General features: G+C 66.8%; 23 protein-coding genes. 7 read left to right on the top strand and 16 right to left on the bottom strand.

The window, feature by feature from the left end; translation table 11 throughout:
- Nucleotides 1-555, bottom strand: a complete 555-nt coding sequence (locus ACTNFK_RS00360) for an FHA domain-containing protein FhaB/FipA (RefSeq protein WP_435936388.1) — start codon at nt 553-555, stop codon at nt 1-3.
- Complete coding sequence (locus ACTNFK_RS00355; protein ID WP_433645437.1) at nt 552-1,346, bottom strand: FHA domain-containing protein; 795 nt, start codon at nt 1,344-1,346, stop codon at nt 552-554. The genes ACTNFK_RS00360 and ACTNFK_RS00355 overlap by 4 nt, the downstream gene beginning before the upstream one ends.
- 186 nt (nt 1,347-1,532) lie before the next feature.
- Between ACTNFK_RS00355 and ACTNFK_RS00350 the strand changes: the two genes are divergently transcribed.
- Both ACTNFK_RS00350 and ACTNFK_RS00345 read left to right on the top strand, forming a co-directional pair.
- Complete coding sequence (locus ACTNFK_RS00350) at nt 1,533-2,366, top strand: alpha/beta fold hydrolase (RefSeq protein WP_435936386.1); 834 nt, start codon at nt 1,533-1,535, stop codon at nt 2,364-2,366.
- Nucleotides 2,366-3,799: a sensor domain-containing protein gene (locus ACTNFK_RS00345; protein ID WP_435936521.1), complete on the top strand. Its 1,434-nt coding sequence runs from the start codon at nt 2,366-2,368 to the stop codon at nt 3,797-3,799. The genes ACTNFK_RS00350 and ACTNFK_RS00345 overlap by 1 nt, the downstream gene beginning before the upstream one ends.
- Here ACTNFK_RS00345 and ACTNFK_RS00340 read toward each other — a convergent pair.
- The 4 genes from ACTNFK_RS00340 to ACTNFK_RS00325 all read right to left on the bottom strand — a co-directional run bounded on the left by ACTNFK_RS00340 (nt 3,796) and on the right by ACTNFK_RS00325 (nt 8,214).
- Nucleotides 3,796-4,257, bottom strand: coding sequence for a DUF3817 domain-containing protein (locus ACTNFK_RS00340; protein WP_433645440.1), 462 nt, complete (start codon nt 4,255-4,257; stop codon nt 3,796-3,798). The genes ACTNFK_RS00345 and ACTNFK_RS00340 overlap by 4 nt on opposite strands.
- 126 nt (nt 4,258-4,383) lie before the next feature.
- Nucleotides 4,384-5,278 (bottom strand): IS5 family transposase gene (locus ACTNFK_RS00335; protein WP_435935979.1). Its coding sequence is split into 2 segments (ribosomal slippage): nt 4,384-4,921 and nt 4,920-5,278, totalling 897 coding nucleotides; the frame shifts between segments, so codons are not numbered across the junction.
- Between the two features lie 48 nt (nt 5,279-5,326).
- Entirely contained in the window at nt 5,327-6,178 is an 852-nt protein-coding gene (locus ACTNFK_RS00330; protein ID WP_435937574.1) for an SDR family NAD(P)-dependent oxidoreductase, read from the bottom strand.
- Complete coding sequence (locus ACTNFK_RS00325) at nt 6,175-8,214, bottom strand: diguanylate cyclase domain-containing protein (RefSeq protein ID WP_435937575.1); 2,040 nt, start codon at nt 8,212-8,214, stop codon at nt 6,175-6,177. The genes ACTNFK_RS00330 and ACTNFK_RS00325 overlap by 4 nt, the downstream gene beginning before the upstream one ends.
- A gap of 198 nt (nt 8,215-8,412) precedes the next feature.
- Here ACTNFK_RS00325 and ACTNFK_RS00320 point away from each other — a divergent pair, with 198 nt between their 5' ends.
- The gene (locus ACTNFK_RS00320; protein ID WP_435937576.1) at nt 8,413-9,993 is read left to right on the top strand and encodes a sigma-70 family RNA polymerase sigma factor; all 1,581 of its coding nucleotides are present in this window, start codon (nt 8,413-8,415) and stop codon (nt 9,991-9,993) included.
- 245 nt (nt 9,994-10,238) lie between these two features.
- Nucleotides 10,239-11,153 (top strand): UbiA family prenyltransferase, encoded by a 915-nt coding sequence (locus tag ACTNFK_RS00315; protein ID WP_435937577.1) that lies wholly within the window; start codon nt 10,239-10,241, stop codon nt 11,151-11,153.
- Here ACTNFK_RS00315 and ACTNFK_RS00310 read toward each other — a convergent pair.
- The 3 genes from ACTNFK_RS00310 to ACTNFK_RS00300 are packed head-to-tail and all read right to left on the bottom strand — an operon-like array spanning nt 11,131 to nt 14,311.
- Nucleotides 11,131-12,447, bottom strand: a complete 1,317-nt coding sequence (locus ACTNFK_RS00310) for an FAD-dependent oxidoreductase (protein WP_435937578.1) — start codon at nt 12,445-12,447, stop codon at nt 11,131-11,133. The two genes, ACTNFK_RS00315 and ACTNFK_RS00310, sit on opposite strands and share 23 nt — an antisense overlap.
- A complete protein-coding gene (locus ACTNFK_RS00305) occupies nt 12,444-13,211 on the bottom strand; it encodes a methyltransferase domain-containing protein (RefSeq protein WP_435937579.1) in 768 nt (255 codons plus the stop codon). The genes ACTNFK_RS00310 and ACTNFK_RS00305 overlap by 4 nt, the downstream gene beginning before the upstream one ends.
- Nucleotides 13,208-14,311, bottom strand: a complete 1,104-nt coding sequence (locus ACTNFK_RS00300; RefSeq protein WP_435937580.1) for a type III polyketide synthase — start codon at nt 14,309-14,311, stop codon at nt 13,208-13,210. The genes ACTNFK_RS00305 and ACTNFK_RS00300 overlap by 4 nt, the downstream gene beginning before the upstream one ends.
- A 33-nt stretch (nt 14,312-14,344) precedes the next feature.
- Between ACTNFK_RS00300 and ACTNFK_RS00295 the strand changes: the two genes are divergently transcribed.
- A complete protein-coding gene (locus ACTNFK_RS00295) occupies nt 14,345-15,859 on the top strand; it encodes an SDR family NAD(P)-dependent oxidoreductase (protein WP_435937581.1) in 1,515 nt (504 codons plus the stop codon).
- Nucleotides 15,860-15,902: 43 nt separating this feature from the next.
- On the opposite strand, the gene ACTNFK_RS00290 is transcribed toward ACTNFK_RS00295, so the two are convergent.
- The 5 genes from ACTNFK_RS00290 to ACTNFK_RS00270 form a co-directional block, all read right to left on the bottom strand.
- Nucleotides 15,903-17,042, bottom strand: coding sequence for a N(5)-(carboxyethyl)ornithine synthase (locus tag ACTNFK_RS00290; protein WP_433645450.1), 1,140 nt, complete (start codon nt 17,040-17,042; stop codon nt 15,903-15,905).
- A gap of 134 nt (nt 17,043-17,176) precedes the next feature.
- Nucleotides 17,177-18,337, bottom strand: coding sequence for an acyl-CoA dehydrogenase family protein (locus ACTNFK_RS00285; RefSeq protein WP_435937582.1), 1,161 nt, complete (start codon nt 18,335-18,337; stop codon nt 17,177-17,179).
- Nucleotides 18,334-19,170, bottom strand: coding sequence for an ABC transporter permease (locus ACTNFK_RS00280; RefSeq protein WP_435937583.1), 837 nt, complete (start codon nt 19,168-19,170; stop codon nt 18,334-18,336). The genes ACTNFK_RS00285 and ACTNFK_RS00280 overlap by 4 nt, the downstream gene beginning before the upstream one ends.
- Nucleotides 19,167-21,140: an ABC transporter substrate-binding protein gene (locus tag ACTNFK_RS00275; RefSeq protein WP_433645453.1), complete on the bottom strand. Its 1,974-nt coding sequence runs from the start codon at nt 21,138-21,140 to the stop codon at nt 19,167-19,169. Before ACTNFK_RS00275 ends, ACTNFK_RS00280 begins: the two co-directional genes overlap by 4 nt.
- A gap of 116 nt (nt 21,141-21,256) precedes the next feature.
- Complete coding sequence (locus ACTNFK_RS00270; protein ID WP_433645454.1) at nt 21,257-21,826, bottom strand: TetR/AcrR family transcriptional regulator; 570 nt, start codon at nt 21,824-21,826, stop codon at nt 21,257-21,259.
- Nucleotides 21,827-21,950: 124 nt separating this feature from the next.
- Here ACTNFK_RS00270 and ACTNFK_RS00265 point away from each other — a divergent pair, with 124 nt between their 5' ends.
- Together ACTNFK_RS00265 and tatA are read left to right on the top strand one after the other, a co-directional pair.
- Complete coding sequence (locus ACTNFK_RS00265; protein ID WP_433645455.1) at nt 21,951-22,472, top strand: DUF4242 domain-containing protein; 522 nt, start codon at nt 21,951-21,953, stop codon at nt 22,470-22,472.
- A 124-nt stretch (nt 22,473-22,596) separates the two neighbouring features.
- Nucleotides 22,597-22,803, top strand: coding sequence for a twin-arginine translocase TatA/TatE family subunit (gene tatA / locus ACTNFK_RS00260; RefSeq protein ID WP_433645456.1), 207 nt, complete (start codon nt 22,597-22,599; stop codon nt 22,801-22,803).
- On the opposite strand, the gene ACTNFK_RS00255 is transcribed toward tatA, so the two are convergent.
- Nucleotides 22,800-23,021 carry a ferredoxin gene (locus ACTNFK_RS00255; RefSeq protein ID WP_433645457.1) on the bottom strand — a complete coding sequence of 74 codons (222 nt, stop codon included), beginning with the start codon at nt 23,019-23,021 and terminating at the stop codon, nt 22,800-22,802. The genes tatA and ACTNFK_RS00255 overlap by 4 nt on opposite strands.
- A gap of 8 nt (nt 23,022-23,029) precedes the next feature.
- The gene (locus ACTNFK_RS00250) at nt 23,030-24,223 is read right to left on the bottom strand and encodes an NADH-ubiquinone oxidoreductase-F iron-sulfur binding region domain-containing protein (protein ID WP_433645458.1); all 1,194 of its coding nucleotides are present in this window, start codon (nt 24,221-24,223) and stop codon (nt 23,030-23,032) included.

Here is a 24,223-nt window from a genome sequence, read left to right as displayed (position 1 = left end):
TTAGGGCCTCAACTCAAACGTGGTGGTGCCGATGGTGATCGGGGTGAACACGGGCACGGTCACGGTGCCCGTGACGCGGGTGCCATTCAGTTTCGTGCCGTTGGTGGAATCGAGGTCGGTGAGCAGCCACTGATCACCGTGTCGCGCGAGCCGGGCGTGATAGGTCGAGGTGTATTCGTCAACAATGACAAGGGTTGAATCGGTGCTGCGACCGATGGTGATCATCTCGTCATCGAGCGGGATCGCGGTGCCAGCGGCGACACCCGAGGTGATGACGAGGGTCGCGGCACGTGAAGTAGCACCGGCTGGGGGGAGTGCGCCGCCGCTCGGAGTGATGACGGGGGGCGAGGCCGGCTGGGTGCTTCCCACCGGGACGGGAACGGGATCCGGGGCGGCCTGGCTTTCAGTGGATCGCCGAGTTGAAGCGTCGTTCGGCAGCTTCCGCACGGGTGCCCCGAAGAGGTCGCTGCGTAGGGCATAGACGATCGCGAAGATGAACAGCCACAGCAGCAGCAGGAAGCCGATGCGGAGGATCAAGAGGGTGAGTTCGCTCACAATCCCCTCCAGAAATCTTGTTCGATCCCGGTTTGGCCAGGTCGCGCGCCGCCGGAGCCGCTGCGTTCCGAAGCTTGCGGTGGGCTGGCCTGCCGAGCGCCGGAGCGCGCGGGAACAAGCAGGAAACGCAGCGTGGTCTGCCCGATGGTAATGACGGTGTCGGGGTTCAATGCTGCTTCGCGGAACCGTTGCCCGTTGATTTTCGAGCCGTTGGTCGAGCCGAGATCGCGCGCGATGCCCGACTGGCCATCCCAGATGAGTTGCAGGTGCTGACGCGATGCTGCGGTGTCGGTGATGCGGATCCCCGCGTCGCTCCCACGACCCACCACGGTGGTACCGCGGTGCAACTCGTGCTGAATACCGTCGACCTCGATCATGGGCGTCCAGGCGACCCGCCCCTCGACCTGAGTGGCGTCGATCTGCAGCACGCCAGTTGTGAGCGAGGTGTCAACCCGGAGTTCAACGTCGGCCTCGCCGAGGAGCTGGTAGCCCTGACGCTTCGCGTGCTTGTTGACCACCCCGATGAGTTCACGCTCCAGGGTGCCCCCCAGGCTCTTCAGCCTCGACGCGTCGGCGGCAGACAGGCGCACGACGAAGCGGTTGGGGGCGAGGACGCGGTCGCGATCCACGATGACGGAGCCAATCTCAAGCTCGCGCTTGAGTCCGGACGCGATCTCTACCGGCTGCACTCCGGAACGAAAGGTACGGGCGAAGGCACCGTTCACGGCCCGCTCCAGCCCACGTTCGACGCTGTCAAGAATGCCCATGGTGTTCGCCCCCTCCTGGTGCATCGAATTCGTCTGTCCTCGCCGGTGCCGAACCGAATGCAGGCACGTGAGCACCCGCCGACAGGTTTCAGCGTGTGGGCCCATGCTACCTGTACAGCCTTTGCGCGCGCCGAAACCCAGGCCGGTCAGGTTACCGATCAGGGTAGACGCGGCGACCGTGGCGTCTGGGAAGCGTGGCAGACTGTGGGCATGAGCGTGGGGGACGCAGCGGGTCGCGGCGAATTGACGGCAGGCCAGGTTTTGGCGCGGAACGCGGTCTCTGTTCTCGGGGCCGAGCACGGTTCCGTCGTGGTGTTTGGTCACGGCTACGGAACAGATCAGACGGTCTGGCGCGGCATCGTGGAACGATTAGCGGGGGAGCACCGGGTGGTGCTGTTCGACTATGTGGGCTCAGGCCGTTCTGATCTTGCCGCCTACGACGAACAACGCTATGACTCACTGCATGGTTACGCGGAGGACCTCATCGAGGTGCTTGATGCGGTCGGCGTCTCGCGGGTGTTGTTTGTCGGGCACTCGGTGAGCGGCATGATTGGGGCGCTCGCCTCGATCCGCCGCCCGGACCTGTTTCGCAGGCTGCTGATGGTGTGCCCCTCGCCACGATACATCGACGATGGAGACTACCGCGGCGGCTTCAGTCGGGCGGATGTGACCGGCCTGCTCGACGCGATCGACGCGAACCAGTTGGCCTGGTCAACATCGCTCGCGCCGATCGTCACCGCGCGACCCGATCGACCTGAGATCACCGAGAGGGTGCGCGAGCAATTTGCGGCAACCCCGCCTCGCATCGCCACCCACTTCGCGCGCGTCACCTTTCTGAGCGACACCAGGCACAGGCTGAGCGAGATCCCGGTTCCATGCGTGGTGTTGCAGTCCCAGGGCGACATCATTGCCCCGCCGCACATTGGTGCGTACCTGCGTGATCACATTCCCGATTGCACCCTCGTCACGTTAGACGCATCGGGGCATTTCGTGCACCTCGCCGAACCTGAGCTCATTGAAACGCATATTCGAGCCGCGCTGTGATGCAAGAGCGCCGCAGTCTCTTCGAACACGCACCGGTTGCCCTGTGCGCCGTGAACCTCAACGGTGAGATTCTCTCTCACAACCCGATTCTTACGCAGTGGTTGGGGTTGTCGGGTGCACGTCAGCCGCAGACAGTGGTCGGGCGCAACCTCGTTGAGTGGCTGACCCCCGCCGGGAGGCTGCTCTATGAAACGCGGTTGATGCCGGCGTTGCTCGAACGTGGATCGGTACGCGAGGTGGTGATCGAGGTGAGAGGTCGGGAGGGGCAGCCAACCTCGGTGATCTTGAACGCGAACCTGGTGGAGGATTCTGCGCACGGACGACGGGTCTACGTGGCACTCATCGACGCTGCAGCACGTCTAGCATTTGAGCGTGAACTGGTGGAAGCCAGGCGCGCGGCCGATGTCGTCCGCACGCAATTGAGCCTGCTGCAGGAGGCAACGAGCCAGCTGGCCGTGGCGGAGGGCCTCGACGACCTGGGTCGAACCCTCACCGACGTGGCCGGGCGGGCAGTCCAGGCAGCGTGGACCCTGGTGCGGGTCGCAGAGGCGGATGGGCCAACGGAGGGCGAGACCGAGCGCTCCTGGGGCAGTCGCCCCGGGAACAACCCCCACTTCGGCACGATTGAGTACCCGACTGCAATGGTGGTCTGTCGCACGGTGGATGAGATCCGCTCGCAGATCCCCGAAGCCGCGGACGCGCTGCTTGCCGCCGGAGTTGAGGCGTTGATCATCACGCCGATCCTGCGGGCCAGGGACGGCCAGTCGGTGGTGCTCGGGGCGATCCACTCGTGGTTTCGACGCAGTCGCAGTCTCGAAGCGGACGTGCTCGAGACTCTACATGCCCTCGCCGTGCAGGCCGAACGTGTCATCGAGCACCTGCAGCTGCAGGACCGGGTGCGGCACCGCGCCCTGCATGACGCGTTAACCGGGCTTCCGAACCGGATGCTGTTTGAGGAACGACTGGAATCGATGCTTGCAGGCTCGCGTCGAGCAAGGTCGACGTGCGCCGTATTGTTCATAGACCTCGACGGGTTCAAACCCATCAATGATCAGTTCGGTCATCGGGTTGGCGACGAGGTGTTGATCTCGGTGGCGGATCGCTTCCGCGAGACATGTCGGGCCGGCGAGACCGTTGCCAGGCTGGGGGGTGATGAGTTTGTGGTCGCAGTGACGCATATCGATGCGCGCGACGTCGGCGCGTTTGCGACGCGGATTCGAGATTCCATTCGCAGGCCGTTGGAGGGGGAGGCCGCGGGCGCGCAGCTGTCTGCCAGTATCGGAGCGGTGATCTGGGAGCCAGCCGGAATGTGCCCGACACCGAGCCCAGGTCAACTCGTTGCTGCTGCAGATGCGGCGATGTACGAAGCGAAACATAGCGGAAAGGACCGAATCGTGGAACGAGTCTGGTCTCCCGCGCTCAGTGAGAACTAGCGCTTGACGGGTGGGCCCAGGATCAGCAGCACCACGTAGAGCAGCACGACTGCCGCGAGCATCGCCACTCCGGTGAGAACCGGGTGGGTGATGAGGAAGCGAAACGCCCGGTCGTGCCAGCGCGCGTCGCGCGCGTCGGCGGTCGGTGTCGTGCGCCACTCCCCGGCGAGACGGCCGGACCTGTTCACCCAGATCTCGGTGGGGATGGTCGCGTATGGAATGATCGCGCTGAAGAGCGCGACGAGGGTCACGCCGATGCCCCAGCGCTGATTCTTGGCGACAAGGATCGCCGTTGCGCCGTAAGACAGGAAGACGAAGCCGTGGATGCTGCCGCCGATTGCGACAGCGGGTTCCCAGCCGGTAACGGCGCGAGTGATCAGCCCAGCAATGAGGAGGGTCCACGAGACGGCCTCTGCGAACGCGAGGGTGCGGAACAGGGCGCGTGGGGTCTGAAACATGAAGCCGAGTCTATTCAGTCGAACGCGTGCGATTCTGTGGTGATGCCGACTGCGAGTGGGGGGCCCTGGTGCTTGCAAATCCCAAGTACAAGGGTGCTCCCGCGATGCCCAGGCCTCACGGGTGAGCTAGGGCGTGTTGATTAACTCTGTGTTGATCCAGATCAGGATCGATGCCAACGCCACACCCGCACGATAGTTCCGTGCGAGTTTGTCATACCGCATCGCGATACCGCGCCACTGCTTCAACTTGTTGAAGCACCGCTCGACCACGTTCCGCCCCCGATAGCGTCGCTGCTGTTCCTCGCCGAACTCGATCGGTCGGCCCGGCCGCTTGCTGCGGTGCTTGATCTGATCGGCACGCTCAGGAATTGTTGCTGCGATTCCGCGCGCACGCAGCCATGCCCGGTTCGCCCGCGAGGGGTACCCCTTGTCGGCGAGCACACGGTCCGGGCGGGAACGCGCACGTCCTCGTTCTCGTGGCACCCGGATATCGTCCAGCGTTGCAGCGAACATCGTGGTGTCGTTCACGTTCCCCGCGGTCACGACCATCCCCAGTGGTCGGCCTTTCCCGTCCGCGACCAGGTGCACCTTTGTTGTGAGGCCTCCACGCGATCGCCCGATCGCGTGGTCGTCAGGCTCCGCGAGCGGATTCTTGTAATTCGACAGATCCCTTTTTTAGGCGCGGCAATGTCGCACCGTGCTGATGCACGCGCGCGATCGTCGAATCGATCGACACGACCCAGTCGATCGCCCCGAGCCGATCAGCTTGCTTCTGCACCTCAGCGAGCATCCGCTCCCAGGTGCCATCCTCCGCCCACCTCGTGAAGCGTTTGTAGATCGTGTTCCACCTCCCGAACCGTTCTGGAACGTCCCGCCAGGGGGCACCGGTCCGATATTTCCATGTCATGCCCTCGACTGCGAGCCGGTGATTCGACCATGGGCGAGAACGCCCATCAGGAACCGGCATCAATGGCTCGAGCACCGCCCACACTTCATCAGGGATCTCTTGACGTATTGCCATGGGTCAAGTTTCCCCGACGAGCACCTCAGAAGACTTGATCAACACGCCCTAGTCGAGGCCCTTCTCGTCTTGGATCGCGTTGCCGCCATCGACCACCAGTACCTGTCCGGTCACGTATGAGGCACCTGGTGAAGCGAGGAACTCGATGACCGCGGCGACCTCGTCGGGGGTGCCTGATCGACCCATCGGCGTGGCATCGCCCATGCGGTTTTCGTGCTCGGTTGCGGATCCGGTGCGGATCCACCCCGGCGCAACCGCGTTCGCTGTGGTGCCCGACGCGGCCAGATCAACGGCGAGCGACCGGGTGAGACCCACGAGCCCAGCCTTTGCCGCGTGGTATCCGACATCGCCGCGGTATGCGAGGATCGGGCCGGACACCGAAGAGACCGTGACAATGCGCCCGTGCTCGGCGGCGGTCAGGTAGGGGAGTGCCTGCCGAGTCACCAGGTAGGCGGTGGTGAGGTTTCGAGTGAGGGCCTGCTCCCAGCCGGCGCGATCGAGCCCGGCCAGGCTGGCGGGCGACTGCGGGTCTGAGACCGAAGTCATGCCAGCGTTGTTCACCAGCACATCGATGTTGCCGAATGCCTCGACGGCGGCAGCCACAATTCGTTCGGCTCCCGCATCCTCGGTGAGGTCAGCAATCACCGGCACGGCGTGCACCGTTTGCGGATTGCCGCCGAGATCAAGCGCCCGGGCCGTGAGCTCGGCTGCGCGGTCGCGGATCCGCTCGCTGGTCGCGCCGACGACCACCCGGTATCCGGCAGCGATGAGGCGGAGCGCGGTCGCGAATCCGATGCCGTCTGCGGCACCCGCCCCCGTCACAAGGGCAACTCGGTCACTCGGGGTGCGTACCTGATGCGTGGGCCGAAGGCTCATCTTGGAGGACAAATCAGTGCTCATGTGGCGAGCGTAGCGGTCTCTCCCGTTTCTAGCTCTTTGGTCTCTCGCTTTGCCCGATACATGGCGCTGTCTGCAGCCCGGAGCACATCCTCGAAACTCTCATGCGGGGCCGCCATCGCGACACCCGCAGAGACGCCAACGTATAGGGGTGATCCGTGCACATCGATGGGCTCCGCCAGGGCCTTGACCAGGCGTAGCGAAATGGACTGGGCGGCCTGCTGATCCACATCGTGACACAGTACGACAAACTCGTCACCCGCCAGTCGAACCGCGATGTCGTTGTCTCGCGAGGCCCGCTCGAGTCGCCGCCCGAGTTCGACGAGCACCACGTCGCCCACGTCGTGCCCGTGCCGGTCATTGATCCCCTTGAAATCATCAATGTCAAGGAAAATGGCGGCAACGCCGTCACGGTGAGAATCAAAAAACTTATCGGTGTGCTCGTCGAGATACCGGCGATTCGGAAGCCCGGTGAGGGCATCAACGAGGGCCAACTCGGCGAGCTTTGCGTTCTCGCGCGCGGTGAGAGCCGCCTTGATATCAGCGCCGAGCGCGAAGGCCTCTTCTGCGGTGACACCCCACGGCAGTGATCGACCGGTGACGCTCTCACGCCACAGTGAAAAAGAGTTCCTGGGGGAGAGTGCGGATGCTCGATTGGTGCTGGTCTGATCTCCGAGCCAGTGCACCTCGCGGGCAAAGTCACCGCGAAACAGCACGATGCAGTCGCCGGGTTCGATGAGCGGAATGACGATCAGCCCAGCCGCGCCCGGGACCAGTTCTGCGAGCTCCGGATAGTCGAACGAGAGAGCATCTGTCACGAGGGGCTTGCCGTCATGCTGCGCGAGGAACTGAGTAATACGCTCCACCGGGGGCACCGGACCAACAACGTACATCTCGTTCGCAAAGAGAATGCACGCGGCCTCGCAGGGGATGAGGTCGCGAATCGTCGCCCTCGCCTGCTCGAATACGCTGCGCAGGTTTTGCGAACCATAGAACGGCGCGACGAACTCCGATCGTTTTCGCTTTGACTCCAGCTGACGTTGCAAGCGGCTGATCTCCCGGCTGGAAGCGAGCTTCTCTGCGACGAGTCGTGCGAGCACCTCCAGCAAGCGGCGGATTTGCAGGGGAACCCGTTTCGGGCCGCGATGTGCACAGGTGAACATTCCGATAAGCCTGCCGTCGCTCACGAGGCTCAGAGAGAGGGTCGCAACCTGACCCATGTTGCGCATGAAATGCAGATGGTGTTCTGAGGCCCGCCGCAGCTCCGAAGCGCCGAGATCCATCGGGTGGTCGGCCCCGGGGAGATAGTGGATTGCCACACCCGGGTCTTCAGTGTCGACGATGGTTCGAGACAGCTTGTTGACATAGAGCGCGCGTGCTTGCGCAGGAACGTCGGAGGCGGGGAAATGCAACCCCAAATAGGGTTCCATGCCGGGTTCGTGCTCATCGGCCAAGACCTGACCGTGACCGTCACGAAAGAAGCGGTAACACAGCACCCGGTCAAATCCGGTGAGCATCCTGATTTCCTGTGCGGCTGACTGCAACAGCTGCGCGGGGTCTGCGACCTCACCAATGCGGTGGATCGCATCCATTACCGCGGAGATCGAAAAGTCGGCAGACTCAAGGAACGGCTCAAACTCGATGAGGAGCGGCTCGGTTTTCCGGTGCACGATCACCTCATAGTGCGCATCTGTGAGGGTGATGCGTTGGGAGCAAGTTCCCTCTTGATGGCCGTGCACCACAGCGGCCAATTCGGCGTGAGCCTGCTCGAGGGGAGTACCGAGCCAGTGCGCCAGGTCAGCGCTCGCGTGGGTGACGATGCCCTGATCCACACCCAACAGCGAGCCGTGCGACTGGATCCGGTCGATGAGGTGGATCGGCTCAACCGAGCACTCGCGAAGGCGAAGCTCTTCGTCTTCGGGGAGGTGATGCAGGCTGGCGCTGGTGTTGACGGGTTGTTCAGTCACCCAGTCGCGAGCGGTGATCGAAGGGGAATCGCCGGACGCCCGACCTGCGGACACCCCCCGATTTCCGTGCATCTTGCAATCTTATTGCGGGTTCTGCGCGGCGCGGAGGAAACACTGGTCAATTGTGGCTTCGCGCCAAGGCGGTACCGATTCACGGCCCAAATGTGCGTGAAGTTGTTGACCGCGCACAGGAGGCGCATTGGGATAAGGGCGTCGCGGTTGAGCGGGCGTGCTCGCAGCGACAATCCAATTGGGAAGCGGAGGGGCGAGATGTTGGATGTGGATGGGCCGGTTGAGCGCAGCGATGCTGAGCTCGTCGACGCGCTGCGGCGTGGCGAGGAGGCGGCGCTTGTCGAGCTGTGGCGACGTCACCACAGCGCCACCGTGCGCATCTCGGCCCGGCTCGTGGGGAACGCGGATGCGGAGGATCTGGCGCAGGAGGCGTTCTTGGCGATGCATCGAGCCGTTCAGCGGGGCGGGGGACCGACGATCGGGGTGCGGGCGTACCTGTACACGATCGCGAGAAACATCGGCGTGAGATCGTTGCGACGCCACGCACCAGTTGCGGCGAGCGTGCCCATCGATGAGCTCGACGGCTTTCTCGGCGAAGACCCCTTCGAACGGCATGCGGAGCACGCCGTGATCTTCGATGCGTTCCGCGGCCTTCCGCCCCGCTGGCAGGAAGCGCTGTGGTATTTCGAGGTCGAGGGAATGGGTGCCGCCGAAGTCGCGGACCTGCTCGGGCTTACCGCTGGCGGTGCCTCGCAGCTTGCCTTTCGGGCGCGTGAAGGCCTACGGCAGGCTTGGATCGAGGGCCACGTCGAGCGGATCAGCGCGCGCGAGGAGTGCGCCTGGGTGCTCGGCCGCATGGGTGCCTACGTGCGAGATCGCGCGACCCGACCCGTCGAGCGGCGCATTGAGGAGCACCTGTCGATCTGTGATGACTGCGCCCGGATGGCGAACGAAGCCCGACACGCAGGCCTTGCCCTCGGCTCGATCCTCCTCGTCGGTCTCTTCGGGGCGACCGCGCTCGGAAGCGGAGGGGGTGATCCTGGCGGGGCGCAGGGGCAGGCGCAGGGACTGGCGCCGCTGCAAGCTCAGCCGCATGCCCACGTGACCCCAGCCCTGGTCTCTGCGGGGTACCGCCCCTGGCTCAAGTGGACGGCACTCGCCGCGACTGCTGCAGCAACCGCGGCACTGCTTATGGGCACACTCGTTCAAGGCGCGCCCACCACGGTTGTTTCTCCGACTGGGGCGACTGAGCAGGTGAAGTTTGCGCCAGTCCCGCGTGATCCACAGCCCGTCAAACCGAGCAACGAAATTTCAGCGGATCAGCCTTCCCCGTCTGGGCAGGAAAGGTCCGAGGTTGAGAACGCCAGCGCGCCCCTGGGATCGGGCGCCACACCGGCGACGCCTTCCGGCTCCGTGCCGTTGTCGCCACCTGTGCCAGCCGTGACGCCTGATCCGCCGGTCGCGATGCCTGTGCCGCTGGCAGGTTCCACGGCTCCTGCTGCTCTCCCAATGGATCCGGAACCCGTGCCGGCCTTCCCGCCTGCCGCGCCGGGGTGGGTGCCGGAGCGATCCACCTGGGCAGGCACCGCACCGTTCGCGAAGTACTCCATCACCGTCACCGGTTACATGGGCTGGCAGGTGAGGGCCGTGATCGACGGGGTCGAGGTTGCCCGAGAGGTTATCGGCTCGCGGCAGCACTCACTCTCGCCGCTCACGTTCGTGCCCGAGAAGCAGCAACAACTCGATGATGTCGTGGTGACGTTTGAGTACGTGTCGGGATCCACCGCTGGCGGGATTCCGTTGCGGCTTCGACTCTCGGAGCTGGTACCGAGCCAATGATGCTGCCCGCGCAACAAAAACTTTCCGCGACCGCGTAATGCTAAGCGTTCAACGTGACTCTCTATAAGTACATCCCGCATCTGGGGTGCACGCACGACGTGCGGTGATTCACAAGTTCGGCCCCGGTCAGGAGACCCCTACCCCCCACTCCTGAACGGGGCCGAACTGCGTGCGCGCGGTGTTGGGGCGGCATTCGCTTCGTCGGTACTGGGCTCGTTCCGCGCTATTCCCCTAGCATCAAAGGCATGCGCACTGTGGCCACGCTGTGGCGATCGACCCATCCGGGCCCCACGCTCGTGGTGAGCGCGATCGTGTGCGGCATGGGTGTGTCGGTGGGACTCGATGCGCTGCGGCTCACCGCGCTGACGATCTCGGTGTTTCTCGGCCAGGTGTCGATCGGACTGTCAAACGATGTGATCGACGCTCCGCGCGATCGGGCGGTGGGGAGGGACGACAAGCCACTCGCGGGCCCGGGTGCCCCGGTGCTCCTGGCGGGGTGGATCGCGGCCAGCGCGTTCGTGCTCGCTCTTGCTCTCTCGGCCGTGCTTGCCTGGCAGGTGGCGCTTGCGCACCTCGTCTTTCTGGCAGCGGCGTGGGCCTACAACCTCGGACTCAAATCCACCCCGTTGTCGGCGCTGTGCTTCGTGGTGGGATTCGGCGCGGTGCCCTCGCTCGCGCCGCTCAGCCTGCCAGACCCCACGCTCCCCCCGCTCTGGGCCACGGCCGCCGGGGCGGTGTTCGGCATCGCGATCCACTTCTCGAACGTGTTGCCAGACCTCGACGACGATCGGGCGACCGGGGTGCGCGGGTTGCCGCACCGCATGGGGCGCATCGCGTCGGCGGTCGTCGGGCCCGCGGCGCTTGTGGTGGGCGCGGGCATCGTTGCGGTGTCGGTCACGCTGTCGACACCGATCGCGGCGACCGGTGCGAGCCCAGACTCGATGTCGGGCGCGGATTCGGGGGTGTTGCCGGGGGGTGCCCAGGCGCCCGTGCTTGCCCTCCTGCCGTGGTTCGGCTTCGCTGCGGTGACCGTGGTCGCGGTGGCGGCGCTCTGGGTGTCTCTGCGCGGGCGAGCGACGCGACTGGCGTTTCGCCTGGTGATGCTCGCCGCGCTGCTCCTCGTTGCGCAACTGCTCGTTACCGGGGGCCTCGCGGGGTAGTCGCTGCGTCTCGGTCGAACCCCATTGCGTACGCGCGTGCGGCGACTCGCTCGAGGGGGCTCCCCAGCACCCCGCCCAGCAGTCGAGTGGATGCCGAGTGCGAGACGGCGGAACGGGGTCTTCCGAGGGAGGTGTTCAGGTGCGCCAGGCGCGCGGCGGTGCGTGCGGACGCGAGGCGGGTGCGCTCCCAGCGGTCGAGGTCACGGGTGGTCGCGTCGCCGCTCAGGCATCGCGCGAGCACCGGGGCGAGAGTTGCCGCATCGAGCAACCCGAGATTCATGCCCTGCCCGCCGATCGGGCTCACCTCGTGCGCGGTGTCGCCGATCGCGATGATGCGGCCCGCCCGCATGCGCCGCAGGAGCACGCGTCGAATCCCAAACGACGACGCGTGACTGACCAAACTCGCGAGACCCTCGTCGCCGGTGCGGCTCGCCACCGCGCGGCGCAGGCGCCCGGTCAGGTCGTCAGCGCCACCGTCCGGGCCCGCCGCAGCAAGCGCGGCATGGCCGGGGGAGGAGAGCTTCTGGCGGGCTGCGGCAGTGCCCGTGGCAGTGCCCGCGGCAGCGATTCCGGCATCCCACGCGACGAGCCGGCGGCCGCCGTGCGGCAACGGAAATGACTCGAGCACGCCTGACTGATCGAGGTGGATCACCGCGGTGTCTGCGGGCTGCGCCGTCGCACCGGCGATGTCGGCCATGAGGTACCGGTCGGGATACTCGGTCGCGGCGACACGCATCAGCCCGCTCACGAGACCGCGCCCGGAGGCCCCCGCGGCGACCACGACCGCGCGCGCCGTCAGCTCGCCAGTGGCGGCGGTGTCAGGGGGTGGGGCGCCTGGGGTGGAGCCGGCGAGCGAGACCGCTGCGGCAGGGGTGTGGGTGACGACGACGCGATCCCCCTCCTCCGCGAGCGAGACGACACCTCTGCCGCGCAGTGGATCGGGGCCGCCCGTGGCGACCGCAGCCTCCGTCACGGCTTGTGGCACCGTCGCCACGAAGGGGAAGCGGGTGCGAAGCCGATTGAACCTCACCTCGCCGAGTGTGCGCTCGCCCGAGCGCGCGATGCCGCGCGTGACGCGGGTGGCCTCAGAGAGGATCCGCTCGGTCGCGCCGGAGGCTTCGAGTGCGGCGAGCACGGGTGCGTGTACCCCGATCGCGCGGGTGCCCGGCCAGGGATCGGCCCGGCGTTCGAGGAGGCCCACGCTGATGCCGTGGCGTTGCAACTCGCTCGCGAGGAGCAGCCCGGTCGGACCCGCGCCCACCACGATCACGTCGAAATCGCAGTGGGTGCTCACGGCCGTGCCTCACCGGAAAAGCGGACTCCGCGGGTGCGTACCGAGTCAGAGCCTGAGCGTGCCTCGGGCCCCGCAGACGCCGCGCGCACCGCGAGGAGGCGGAACGCCGAGGGCTGCTGCGCGATCCACCCGGATGGCAACCGCGAGGCGAGCTCGTCGCGGGTGAAGCTGCGGCGGATGCTGCGCAGGCCGTCGACCCGCAGAAACGAGCCGGGCGCGAGGGGTGTGACCCCGACCGCGTAGGCGGCGTAGGCGAGGCGGCCGCGCGCGATGTCGGAATGCACGCACAGCCCGTCGGTCAGTGCCTCGGAATCCGCGAACAGGTCATTAAGCTGCGGTGCGCTGAGGTGATGCAAGAGGTGATTCGAGATCACGAAATCAAAGCGCGCGCCCTCGGCGACCAGCTCGCGGCTCAGCGCGGTGCGGAAGCTTACGCCTTCGGAGATCGGCGCGGCGCGGGCGACGGCGAGGGCCCGATCGTCGGGGTCGATGCCCACGCCGCTGAGCTCGAATCCGTCGCGGCGGGCGAGCCGCACGAGGCGCCGCAAGATATCTCCTGCGCCGCATCCGATGTCGAGGAGCCGGGCGGGCCCGGGCGCGCGGGCGAGTGCGGGTCGGAGCTGCGTGCGGTACACGGCATCCCACCCGGACACGAGGCGATTCACGATGCGAAAGCGTTGCAGCGTGCGGCGCAGGCGCGCCGGGTCGCAGTCGGGATCGTCCATGAGCTCGGCGAGCTGGGTATTGCGAGCGGCGAGCGTCATTTGGCTTTCCGCAGGGTGAATCGTGCCGTCTCGACGGTGAGGCCGGGGCCAAACGCGAGGCCGGCCACGCGGGCCTTGTCTCTGAGGTCTTCGGAGGCCAGGATCCGCTGCAGGATGAACAACACCGTCGCGCTCGACATGTTGCCGAATTCGCGCAGTACCGCGCGTGAGTCGTCCAGCACCTCGTCGGGAAGCTCGAGACCCGTGTGCACGCGATCGAGCACGCTGCGGCCGCCCGGATGCACGGCCCAGGCGTCGATGGAACTCAGCGGATCTGCGCCGTCGCCCAGCATCGAACGCACGACCCCCGCGATCTCACGCCCGATGATGCGGGGCACCTCGGAGGTGAGGCGCATCTCGAAGCCCTGGTCTCCGATGGTCCAATCCATGTCGCCCTCGCCATCTGCGGTGATCGCGGTGCCGAACTCGCCGAGTTCCAGCACCGCCGAATCGCCGCGCGCAGGGATCGCCGAGACGATCGCGGCGGCGGCACCGTCGGCGAACACCGCCGAGGCCACGATCTGTTCCGGGTCGCGCGACGCGCGAATGTGCAGCGAGCAGATCTCGGCGCACGCCACTAGCACCACCGCCTCTGGGTGTGCGGCACAGATGTTGGCCGCAGTGCGGAGGGCGGGGAAAGCCGCTGCGCAGCCCATGAAGCCGATGTGGACGCGCTGCGCGGTCGGCGGGATGCCGAGGTCTTGCACGAGACGGAAATCGGGGCCGGGCGCGAAGAACCCGGTGCAGGAGGCGGTGACCACGTGCGTCACCTCGGCGGCCCGTACCCCCGCCCGCTCCAGGGCATCGCGCGCGGCGGCGGCGAACAGCGCGGGTGCCTCGCTGCGGTAGACGGCGTTGCGCTCCCCGGTCGTCGGTACGCGCAGGTGGCCCAACTCGTCGACGAAGGGCCCTGCGCCCCCGGTGAGTTCACCGATCACGGTGTACCGGCTGTCGATCGCGGAGTGGTCGAACGCCGCCCCGATGAGGCGGGCCGCGAGGCGATCCACCCCCGGCTGCGCGATGAAGAAGTCGCGCGTCTCAGCCTGCGACAGCCGGTGCGGCGGGGTCGCGGTGCCAATCGAATGGATCAGGGTGCCCATGCCTCAACATAACGCTGGCGTACAATCGGCACAATGACCCAGGCCTCAAAACGTGATGAGCATCTCGGTGAATCGATCGACCCCGCCGAGCTCGACATCACCCTGCGGGTGCTCGCCTCGATCCACCAGCTGCCAGAGGAACACCCCGACTTTCGGGCCGTGCGCCGGGCCACCGCCTCGATGTTCAAAGAGGTGAAGCGCGTGCGCCGGCGCGAGATTCGCGATGCCGTCGCGGCCGCGGACAAGGCGGTTATCGCCGCGACCGCGACCGGGGCGGCCGACCGCATCGACGACGAGACGCGGGGCGTCGAACTGTCGACGTCGAGCGATGCGCCGATCGCGGGCGAGCTCATCAAGCCGCGCAACTGCTACATCTGCAAGCAGCCGTACACCCTGGTTGACGCGTTTTACCACCAACTCTGCCCCGAGTGCGCGCGGTTCAGCCACGGCAAGCGCAACGCCCGCACCGACCTCACCGGTAAGCGCGCGCTGCTCACCGGGGGCCGCGCGAAGATCGGCATGCACATCGCGTTGCGTCTGCTGCGCGACGGCGCGCACACCACGATTACCACCCGCTTTCCCCGCGATGCCGCCAGGCGGTTCGCCTCGCTTCCCGACTCGACCGAGTGGCTGCACCGTCTGCGCATCGTCGGCATCGACTTGCGAGACCCGTCGCAGGTGATCGCGCTCGCCGATTCGGTCGCCGCGCACGGCACGCTCGACATTCTCATCAACAATGCAGCCCAGACTGTGCGTAGGTCGCCCGGCTCGTACTCGCTGCTCGCAGATGCCGAGCTGCAGCCGCTCCCCGACGGGCCGTTGCCCGAGATCGAGACGTTCGGGCACACGGCCGACCAGCACCCGCAGGCGCTGCAGGCCTCCGTCGAGGCGCATCCGCTGCTCTCGGTCACGGCCCTCGCGGGCACCGTCGCCGCCGGGCGCACACCAAATCTGACGGCCGAGAACCTCGCCGAGATGGCGATGACGGCCGGATCCGCTTCCCTCGCAAAGCACGCCGACGGCACCGCGATCGACGCGGGCGGCCTCGTGCCCGACGTGAATCACGTGAATAGCTGGGTGCAGAACGTGGAGGATGTCGATCCACTCGAGATGCTCGAGGTGCAGCTGTGTAACACGACGGCGCCGTTCCTGCTGATCAGCCGACTGCGCGCGGCGCTGGGCGCCTCGCCCGCCCCGCGCACCTACATCGTCAACGTGTCAGCGATGGAGGGCCAGTTCGCTCGCCGCTACAAGGGGCCCGGGCACCCGCACACCAACATGGCGAAGGCCGCGCTGAACATGCTGACGCGCACGAGCGCCGGCGAGATGTTCGAGACCGACGGTATTCTCATGACCGCGGTCGATACCGGGTGGATCACCGACGAACGGCCCCACTTCACCAAGGTGCGTCTCGCCGAGGAGGGGTTTCACGCCCCGCTCGATCTGGTGGATGGCGCGGCCCGCGTCTACGACCCGATCGTGCGCGGCGAGGCGGGCGAAGACCTGTTCGGTCACTTCCTGAAGGACTACCAGCCCAGCCCCTGGTGAAATGTGCGGGCCATGACCGAGCCGCGGCCGGGGCAGAGACCCGTTAGCGACGCGGGTAGGGGTACTCGGCCTCGCGATTCTGGAAGGCGAGAACCGCGGGGTTTCGCACGATACCGTCTTGAATCTCGATGGCCTTTCGGAGGGTCTCGTTGTCATTCCAGGCAGCGGGCCCCGCGATCATGGGCTCGAGGTATGACAGCAGTGCGTCGCTGATCTCCCAAGTAGCCGAGTTCCAGAGTAACGAGGGGGTGTGATCCACCGCGTAGTAGTGCACTCGATTGCCGACCTCAAACATTGGCTCATCGAAGGTCGTGGGCTTGGCCCAGCTGAAGCCCATGCCCGCGTCGCACGACACGTCGACGATCAGCGATCCAGGCCGAAACGCGTCGAGCTCGTCGGTGGTGAGGTAGACGATGGGGTTCTCGGGGTCTTGCAGCGTGCAGTTCACCACGATGTCGCTCTCGGCGAGATACGGGGCGAGGTGCACGCGACCCTCGTCTTCGATGGTGACGTAGCTATCGCCGCTGCCTTCTTCGTGGTCGATCTGCACCATCTGGGCCGAGGGGATCGGTGAAGCGACCGCTGAAATGTTGCGCATGGTGAGCACGCGCACATCGTGGATCCCGTGGGCGTTCAGCGCGGTCACCGCACCGCGGGCGGTGGCGCCGAACCCGATGACGGCAGCGGTGAGTCGCCTGCCATAGTCACCCGTGGAGCCCATGAGCTGCAGGCTGTGGATCACCGAGGCGTACCCCGCGAGCTCGTTGTTCTTGTGGAATACGTGGAGGCCGAAGCTGCCGTCGCTGTTCCAGTGGTTCATCGCCTCGAATGCGATGAGGGTGAGCTTCTTGTCGATCGCGAGCTGGGCGATCTCAGCGTCTTGCACGCAGTGCGGCCAGCCCCACACGGTCTGGCCGTCGCGCAGCCCGGCGAGATCGGCGGGCTGCATCTTGGGTGCCAAAATCACGTCACAGTGCTCGATCAATTCGGCGCGGCTGAGGATGCCGCCCACGTGTGGCGCGAGATCGTCGTCGCTGACGTCGAACTTGTCGCCGTATCCGGCCTCGAGGAAGAGCGAGGAGGCGACCTGCGGCTCGATCCGCTGAAAATGCCCGGGATGTATGGGGAGTCTGTATTCGTTTTCTAGCGATGAATGGCCGAAAATTCCTATGGTCAACTTCACGTGCGCACCTGCAACTTGTTGTGTGAGGGGACGGGCCGAGATCGTGCAGGCCTGTCCTCCCCGAGGTCGAGCCTAAATTGACCCGGTGTCTCGAACACTACGGCATCGCGTGACGAGTCTCCTCAGGCTCGGCCTCAAATCGAGTAGGTTTCGGCCGGAAAGACCCCGAGCTGTTCGAGCTCTTGCAGCAGCTGGATCTCGCTCGGCGACTGCACGGGCAGGAAGCTGGCCTCGCGCAGGCGTCGGTTCGTGGCGCTCGTCGTGACGTAACCGCGGCCGCCGACGAGCGTGGACTCGTGCCGCGCGGCGGCGTGCGCGAGCCGGGCACTCTCATATCGGAGCAGCGTGATCTCTTGCGGGGTCGCCAGCTGCAGATCGGCGGCAACCTTGTGCAGCGTCTTGGTCAGCTGCGCGTGCTGCGCGACCAGCCGCGCGTGGTGGGCGGCGAGGATGCCACCGGGGCCGGCGAGGAAACCCGCGGCCTCGGTCAGGCAGCGGCCCGCGATCCCGAGGCAAAAGGCGGACTGGAGCGTGAGGTGCGTGCTGCGGCGTGCGCGAGCCGCGTCGAGGGAGGTGGCCACGACGCGGCTCGGATCCACCCGGAGGTCATCGAATTCGAGCATGGCCGACCGGGTCGCCCCCAGCGCGAGGAGGTCGTTCACCGGTGCCGTCTTCAGCCCATCCTCACCGACCGTTGCGCAGAGGATGACGCGTGCGCCCGCATCCTCCTCGACGGCTTCGGCGTCTCGCCCGGTGCCGATACTCGAGGTGCCATCCGCGCGGGCCGCGGCCACCCGGGCGGGGAAGACGATCACGGTGCCGGGGGCGATGTTCGAGGCCCACGCGATACGCCCGGTCACCCGGTATCCGTCACCATCGGGTATGGCGCGGGTGGGGATCGCGCCCATACCCGCGAGCTCCTGCATCGCGGTGGCCATCGCGATCGACCCGGCGCGCTCGCCGGAAAGCAGCTCCTCGAGGAGATCGTCGAAGCCGCCCGCGGCCCTGAGGTACTCGACCACCATGCGGTGCGCCCAGAGCGAGAATGCGGAGCTGAGGCACTCCGCCGCGACCGCTTCCAGCAGCCTGACATACGTGCCGAGCGCGAGAGGCTCCGCGTCCATGTCGAGACGTAGTGCGCCGAGCGCGCCGAATCGCGCCAGCCCGGTCTCCGCGGGTGTGCCCGTGCGGTCGGTCTCGGCTGCGGTGGCTGCGGCGAGCCCAGCAGCCTCGCGGATGAGCGCGTCGACCCCAAGCCCGCTCATGCCGCCCGCGCCCGTCTGGCCCAGCATCACGCGCCGTGCTTCCCGGTGCGCGAGCGCACAATTCGGTGGATCCCTCGGAAGATGCGGTCAAGGAGGAAGCCGAGGAGTCCGATTGCGAGCATGGTTGCGGCGAGGGCCGCGTAGTCGACGTTGTCACGGGCGTTCAACACGGCATACCCGAGGCCGTTCGTGACGCCGAGCATCTCGGCCGGCACGAGCACGACCCAGGAGATGCCGAGCGCCACTCGCACTGCCCCGGTGACGGGCGCCGCGAGGGCGGGAATCGCGGTGGTGCGAATCGTCTCCCAGCGGGTGGCCCCCAGGGAACGGGCGACGCGAGCAAACCCAGGGTCGAGTGCGCGCACGCCGGCGGCAACGCCGAGCACGATTGGCCAGACTGCAGCCAGGGCAATGAGCGCGATGACTGCGGCGGATCCGGTTCCGAGCAGAACAAGTGCGAGGGGCGCCCAAGCCAGGGGGGAGGTCATGCGGAGCAGTTGCACGATTGGATCCGTCGCCTCCTCCACCAGCGCCCGCGAGCCGAACAGCACACCCAGTGGAACGCCGATCACGATGCCGATAGCGAGCCCCGCGAGCAGCCGATACAGCGACACTGCGATCGCATCGAGGAACACCGGATCTGCGAGCAGCTGCGCGAGCCCAAGCACGGTGGATCTGGGCCCCATCTTCGAGACCACCGGGTTGGCCGCGAACACGACCTCGGCGATCACCCACCACAGCACCACCGCCGCAAGGATGACGAGCAGGCGCACCCCGATGCGAATGAGCGGCGAGGGCCCGGAATTCGTGACCGTTCGCTGCACGTGGGTGGATACGGGAGAGGGGGAGGTGAGCACACTCACGGTTGCACCAGTTCTTTCCGGGTCGGGGAGGCGCCAAAGACCGAGAGGCCGCCGGCCGCCTCGATTGCGCGCGAGTTGATGGCGGTGCTCACGAGATCCTCGTGCACCTTGGCCGGATCGAGTTTTGCGAGCCACTCGGTGTTGGCATCGACGGTGGTGAGCCTGAGCTCCGTGACCAGCCGTTCCGTGTAGCTCGGGTACGCGTAGGGCTGGAATCCGATGCGCGGCTGATTCCACTCGGTGTGCTCGACGGCTCCTGAGGACGCGTAGGCTTCGTGCGAATCACGGTGCTCGACGAGTACCTTGGCAATTGCTGCGGGGGGCTGCGGGAGGTACCCGCCAGCACTGAGTCGATCAGCTGCGGCCGCGCGATCCGCCAGAATCAGGCTCTGCGCCGCGACGACCGCGTCGGCGACCCGCTGTGCCAGCTCGGGCCGCTCGGCCACCAGGTCTTCGCGCACCACGGTCACGCAGCAGGCGTGCTCCTTCCACACGTCGCCGGTAAAGCGGAGGATCTTCCCGATGCCCTGCGCCTCGGCCACCGCGCAGAAGGGCTCGGCGACGATGTACCCCGAGATGGCTCCGTTACCGAGGGCGGTCGGCATGTCGGCGGGGGCGAGCACGACGAGCTGCACGGTGCCGGCCTCGACGCTCGGCGGCGTGTTGATGACCGCGGTGAGACCTGCGGCGCGCAGCATCTGCTGCAACACCACATTGTGGATCGAGAACCAGCCGGGCACCGCAACGGAACTCCCCGCGAGTGCGGCCACATCGCCGATCTCATGCCGCACTGCGAGCGCCGAACCGTTCACGTGGTTCCACGCGAGCACCTTGATCGGCACTTCGGCGTCATAGCGCAGCTGCATCGCGAGGGGCATCAGCAGGTGCGCCACGTCGATGCTGCCGCCCTGCAGCGCCTCGACCAATGTGGCCCAGCTGCGGAAGAGGGTGGGGGTGGGGGTGTCGATCCCGCGCTCGGAAAACGCGCCCGAGTCGTGCGCGATGAGCAGCGGCGCCGCGTCGGTGATGGGCAGGTAGCCGATGCGCAGTTCCGCGCGCTCGATCTCCGCAGCCTCTGTGGCCTCGGGCACCGGCTGCTGCGCGTTCGCGGCGGACCGCACGAGCGCGCTCGCCGCGATGGGGAGGGCGATCAGGGCACCGGCGGCGGCGACCGAGATGAATTCGCGCCGGCTGCGTGCGCGGGGGGATCTGACCGGTGTCACCTCGTCGACATCTTCCAGCTGGGTGAAGCTTTGCAGCAATTCGGATTCGAGCGCGACGGGGTCGGTGCCTACGGCATCGAACACCTCGAGCGCACCGCCGCGCTTCAGCACCGCGATGCGGTCGCCGAGTCGCACCGCTTCCGACAGGTCATGGGTCACGAGCACCGTGCTGAGGCCGAGCCGGCGGTGCACCTCCCGCAGCCACTGCTGTGTGTCGGCGCGCGTTACCGGGTCGAGCGCCGACAGCGGCTCGTCGAGCAAGAGGAGCGTGGGAGCCGCCGCCACAGCGCGCGCGATCGCCACGCGCTGTGCCTGCCCGCCCGAGAGTTCTTCGGGCATCCGGTCGGCGAGTTCGCCGATGCCCAGCTCGTGGAGCAACCGGTGCACCCGCTCGTCGGCATCGTGCGCGTGCCCGATCCCGCTGCCGCCATTCGCGCGAAACTCGAGGCCCAGGCGCACGTTTTCCTCGGCAGTGCGCCAGGGCAGCAGCCGCGGCTCCTGAAACACGAGCCGCGCTGAGCCCCCGGTGTCTTCCGGGCGACGCACGCTTCCGCTGGTGGGCTGGATCAGGCCCGCGAGGAGTCCGAGCAACGTCGACTTCCCCGCGCCCGACGGGCCAACGATGGTGAGGAGCTCACCCGGCAACACCTCAAGGCTGAGCTCGGGGAGGAGGACGGTGGTGCCGCGCGTGACGCGCGCGCGGGTCAGGGAAGCGACCGGCTGTGGGTGGTGTGTTGGCTGCGACAAGCGGGGCTCCTGAATGCACGGGCGAGGTGAGTACCGGGCCGAGCGTAGCAAGAGATCAGACCGGTCTGTTCACCGAATGAAACATTACGTTACATAATGCCACCCAGTTACTGGAGTTATGCAAATTTCGCGTGAGTCGCTTCGATGAGGTCGCGTGCCATGTCGCGGGCGAGGACGATGGGTGCCACCGTGCGCGACACTTTCGCACCGAGCAAGCAGCCGTCGTAGAGAATCTGGATCTGATCGGCAAGTGACTCACCTGAGCCACGCTCTCCGATCGCATTGAGCCATTGCTCCCGCACCCAGTCACGGTGGCGGCGCACCGCCGCTGCGATCGGGAGCTCTGGGTCGGGAAACTCGTTCAAGGCGTTCGCGTAGATGCAACCGGTGAAATTTCCCACCACGGATGCTTTCTCGGCAAGGTCGAAGGATGCGAGCACGTGATCCATACCCGGGTAGAGCTTCGCGGTGTGTGCCCGATAGGACTGGCGGTCAGCGGCGTCGCGTCGCTCCAGGTAGGCGACGATGAGAGCTTCCTTGGAGCCGAACGCCTGGTACAGGGTGGCTTTCGCGACCCCCGCTTCGGAGAGGATGCGGTCGATTCCAATGCTGCGAATACCCTCTCTCGCGAAGAGGGTGCTCGCGGTGTCGAGGAGGCGATCGGGGGCCGGGGTCAGCGTGCGCACCCCCTCATGTTACGACGTGCAACGTGGCTCGGTTGTTTGTGGCGGAAATGGGAGACGCATCGGGTAGCCTGTGCAAAACAGACAGATCTGTCTGATGAGAGTGCGTGTGAAAGGAATCGAGAACATGGGACTATTTCTTGTCGAGGCTGAGCTTGCTGTCGAGAGCCGTGATGAGGTGGATGCGCTCATCCAGCACATTGCGTCGCATTACCGCAGCTCTGGCGGCGACCTGGTCGAGGCGCAGGTGCCGGCAACCCTCTCCCGCGCATTCCTGATTCTCGAGGGCGACGATTGTGCGGGTGTTGCGCTAGACAACCTGGAACTGGACGGCGTGGAGAGCATTAGCCCGGCTGTACCCGTGCGGTTGATCGGCGCGACCGTCGACGAGGTGCGCGCCCAGGGCGCTGGCGCAGGATACCTCGTGGAGTGGGATATTCCCGAGGAGATCACGATGGAAAAATACCTCGCGTCAAAGCAGGCGAAGACGCCGCTGTACGACACTCTCGATGATGTCGCGTTTCTCCGCACATATGTGCGCGAAGACACGCAGAAGTGCCTGTGCTTCTACGATGCCGATTCCGAGGCGGCCGTGCGCAACGCGCGCGAGGTGGTGTCCACCCCAATCAGTCGACTGCACGCGCTCTGACCGTGCCGGGGGTCGGGTTTGCAGGAGTAGAATCCGATGTGCTTCGCCAGACGCACACCGGCCGAGCAGTTCGTGCCCACGCTGCACTTCTGACAGCGGGGCCTTTTCTGGAGGGGAGAGCGCCGTGATTGGCAATCTCAGCGGAATTCACCTGGTCGCGATTCTGGTCATTGTTCTGCTCCTGTTCGGCGCGCCCAAGCTTCCCGCTCTGGCCAGAAGCCTCGGCCAGTCGATGCGGATCTTGAAGCAGGAGGTCAGCACTCAGGACGAGCCGACCGACCCGGCCGCGGCTCCGAGCGAGAAGCGCGACGAGGGCTCTCCGACTCCCTAGTTGGGGCCAAGCAGCGTCAGCGCGAGTCGGGGGCACAGCGCCACGGCATCGCGCACCGCGGCAAGTTCACTCTCGGCAAGCGGAACGTTGGTGCGCTCCGCAGCCGGTCGCCCCTGCGCGAGGGGGAAGCCGTCCTCGTCTGCGATGAGCGTGGGCGCGAGCAGCTCGATACACGCCCCGCGGGCCTGGCACCTGGTCCAGTCGATGTGTAATCTCATGTGGCCGGTCATGCTGCGCGCACCAGGGTGCAGGTGCCGGCGGCGTGAGCCGCTGACTCGGCAGCAAAGACGCGGGCCGCGGATCGCGCGAGCCGCACCGTGCCATCCGGATGGTGGCACGCCCCGCGGCCCGCGATCGTGTCGCCCCGCCGCTCAATCCGTTCGGCTGCGGCCATGTCGCCGCGCGCCAGCGCGTGCACATCGTGACTGAGCCGCGGCAGCCCGGCTGTGCACGGGCCGCACTGACGCGCCGACTGCGCCGCGAGGTACTCAACGATCGAGGCGGTGACCTGGAGTGGGCAGGCAGTGCCCTGCAGCGCGAGGATCACGCCGGCGCCGGAGCTGAGCCCCCCGTCGCCGCGTCCGGTCGTGAGTGGCAACGCGATGTCCGCAGGCCCGATCCACTGCCCGTGATACCCGCCGACGAGCACGGCCGAGGTGGCCTGTGGATCGAGTCCGCCGGCCTCCAGTACGTCGCGCACGGTGCTGCCTCCCGGGAGTTCGAGCACCGCGCGCGGGCCGGCCTCGGTGGCGAGGGTGAAGAGGCGCGTGCCGGGATCCGCTGCGATACCGGCCTGTCGAAACCAGGCACTTCCGAACCGGGCGATGAGGCCGATGTGCGCCATGGTTTCGGCGTTGAACAGCAGCACCGGACCGCGGGGCCGTGCAGCGCTGGTGAGGCGGTAGCGGTGGTCTGAGGGTACGGCGCGATCGCCGTGCACGCGGGCGACGACCGCGCTCGCCTCGCCGGCCACGAAGGCATCGACCTGTGCGCGCACCCGAAACCGCTTGCGGTCGGGCCGCTGGCCAAGTGCCCGCTCGGCGGCCTCAACGCTGCGGGGGTGGGTAACCAGCGTCAGTTGGGCGCGGGGGGCGAGTGCGTCGCCGAGGGCCCGCAGACCGTCGAACACGAGGTGAGGGGTGTCGCGCAGCAGCGCCGAGTCCTTCGAACTCAGCGGTTCGCCCTCGGATGCGTTCGCCACAATCATCCGGGGAGCTTTCTCCAGTGCGGCGATCTTCCGCCCGGCGGGAAACCCCGCGCCACCGCGGCCCGTGAGGCCGGAATGCTCGACCTCGCGAACGAGGTCGATGCCGGGGGGCAGCTCGCCCCACACCCGTAGGTGTGCCCGATAGTCGCTCCCGGTGGGTGATGCCAGGAGCCGAGCCGCTGCGGCTGTCTGCGTGTGCAGGGTGACGTGCAT

Source organism: Leucobacter fengyongliangi (assembly GCF_052386045.1).
Note: the sequence above shows the minus strand (reverse complement) of the source record. Positions and strands in the feature narration are given on the sequence as shown.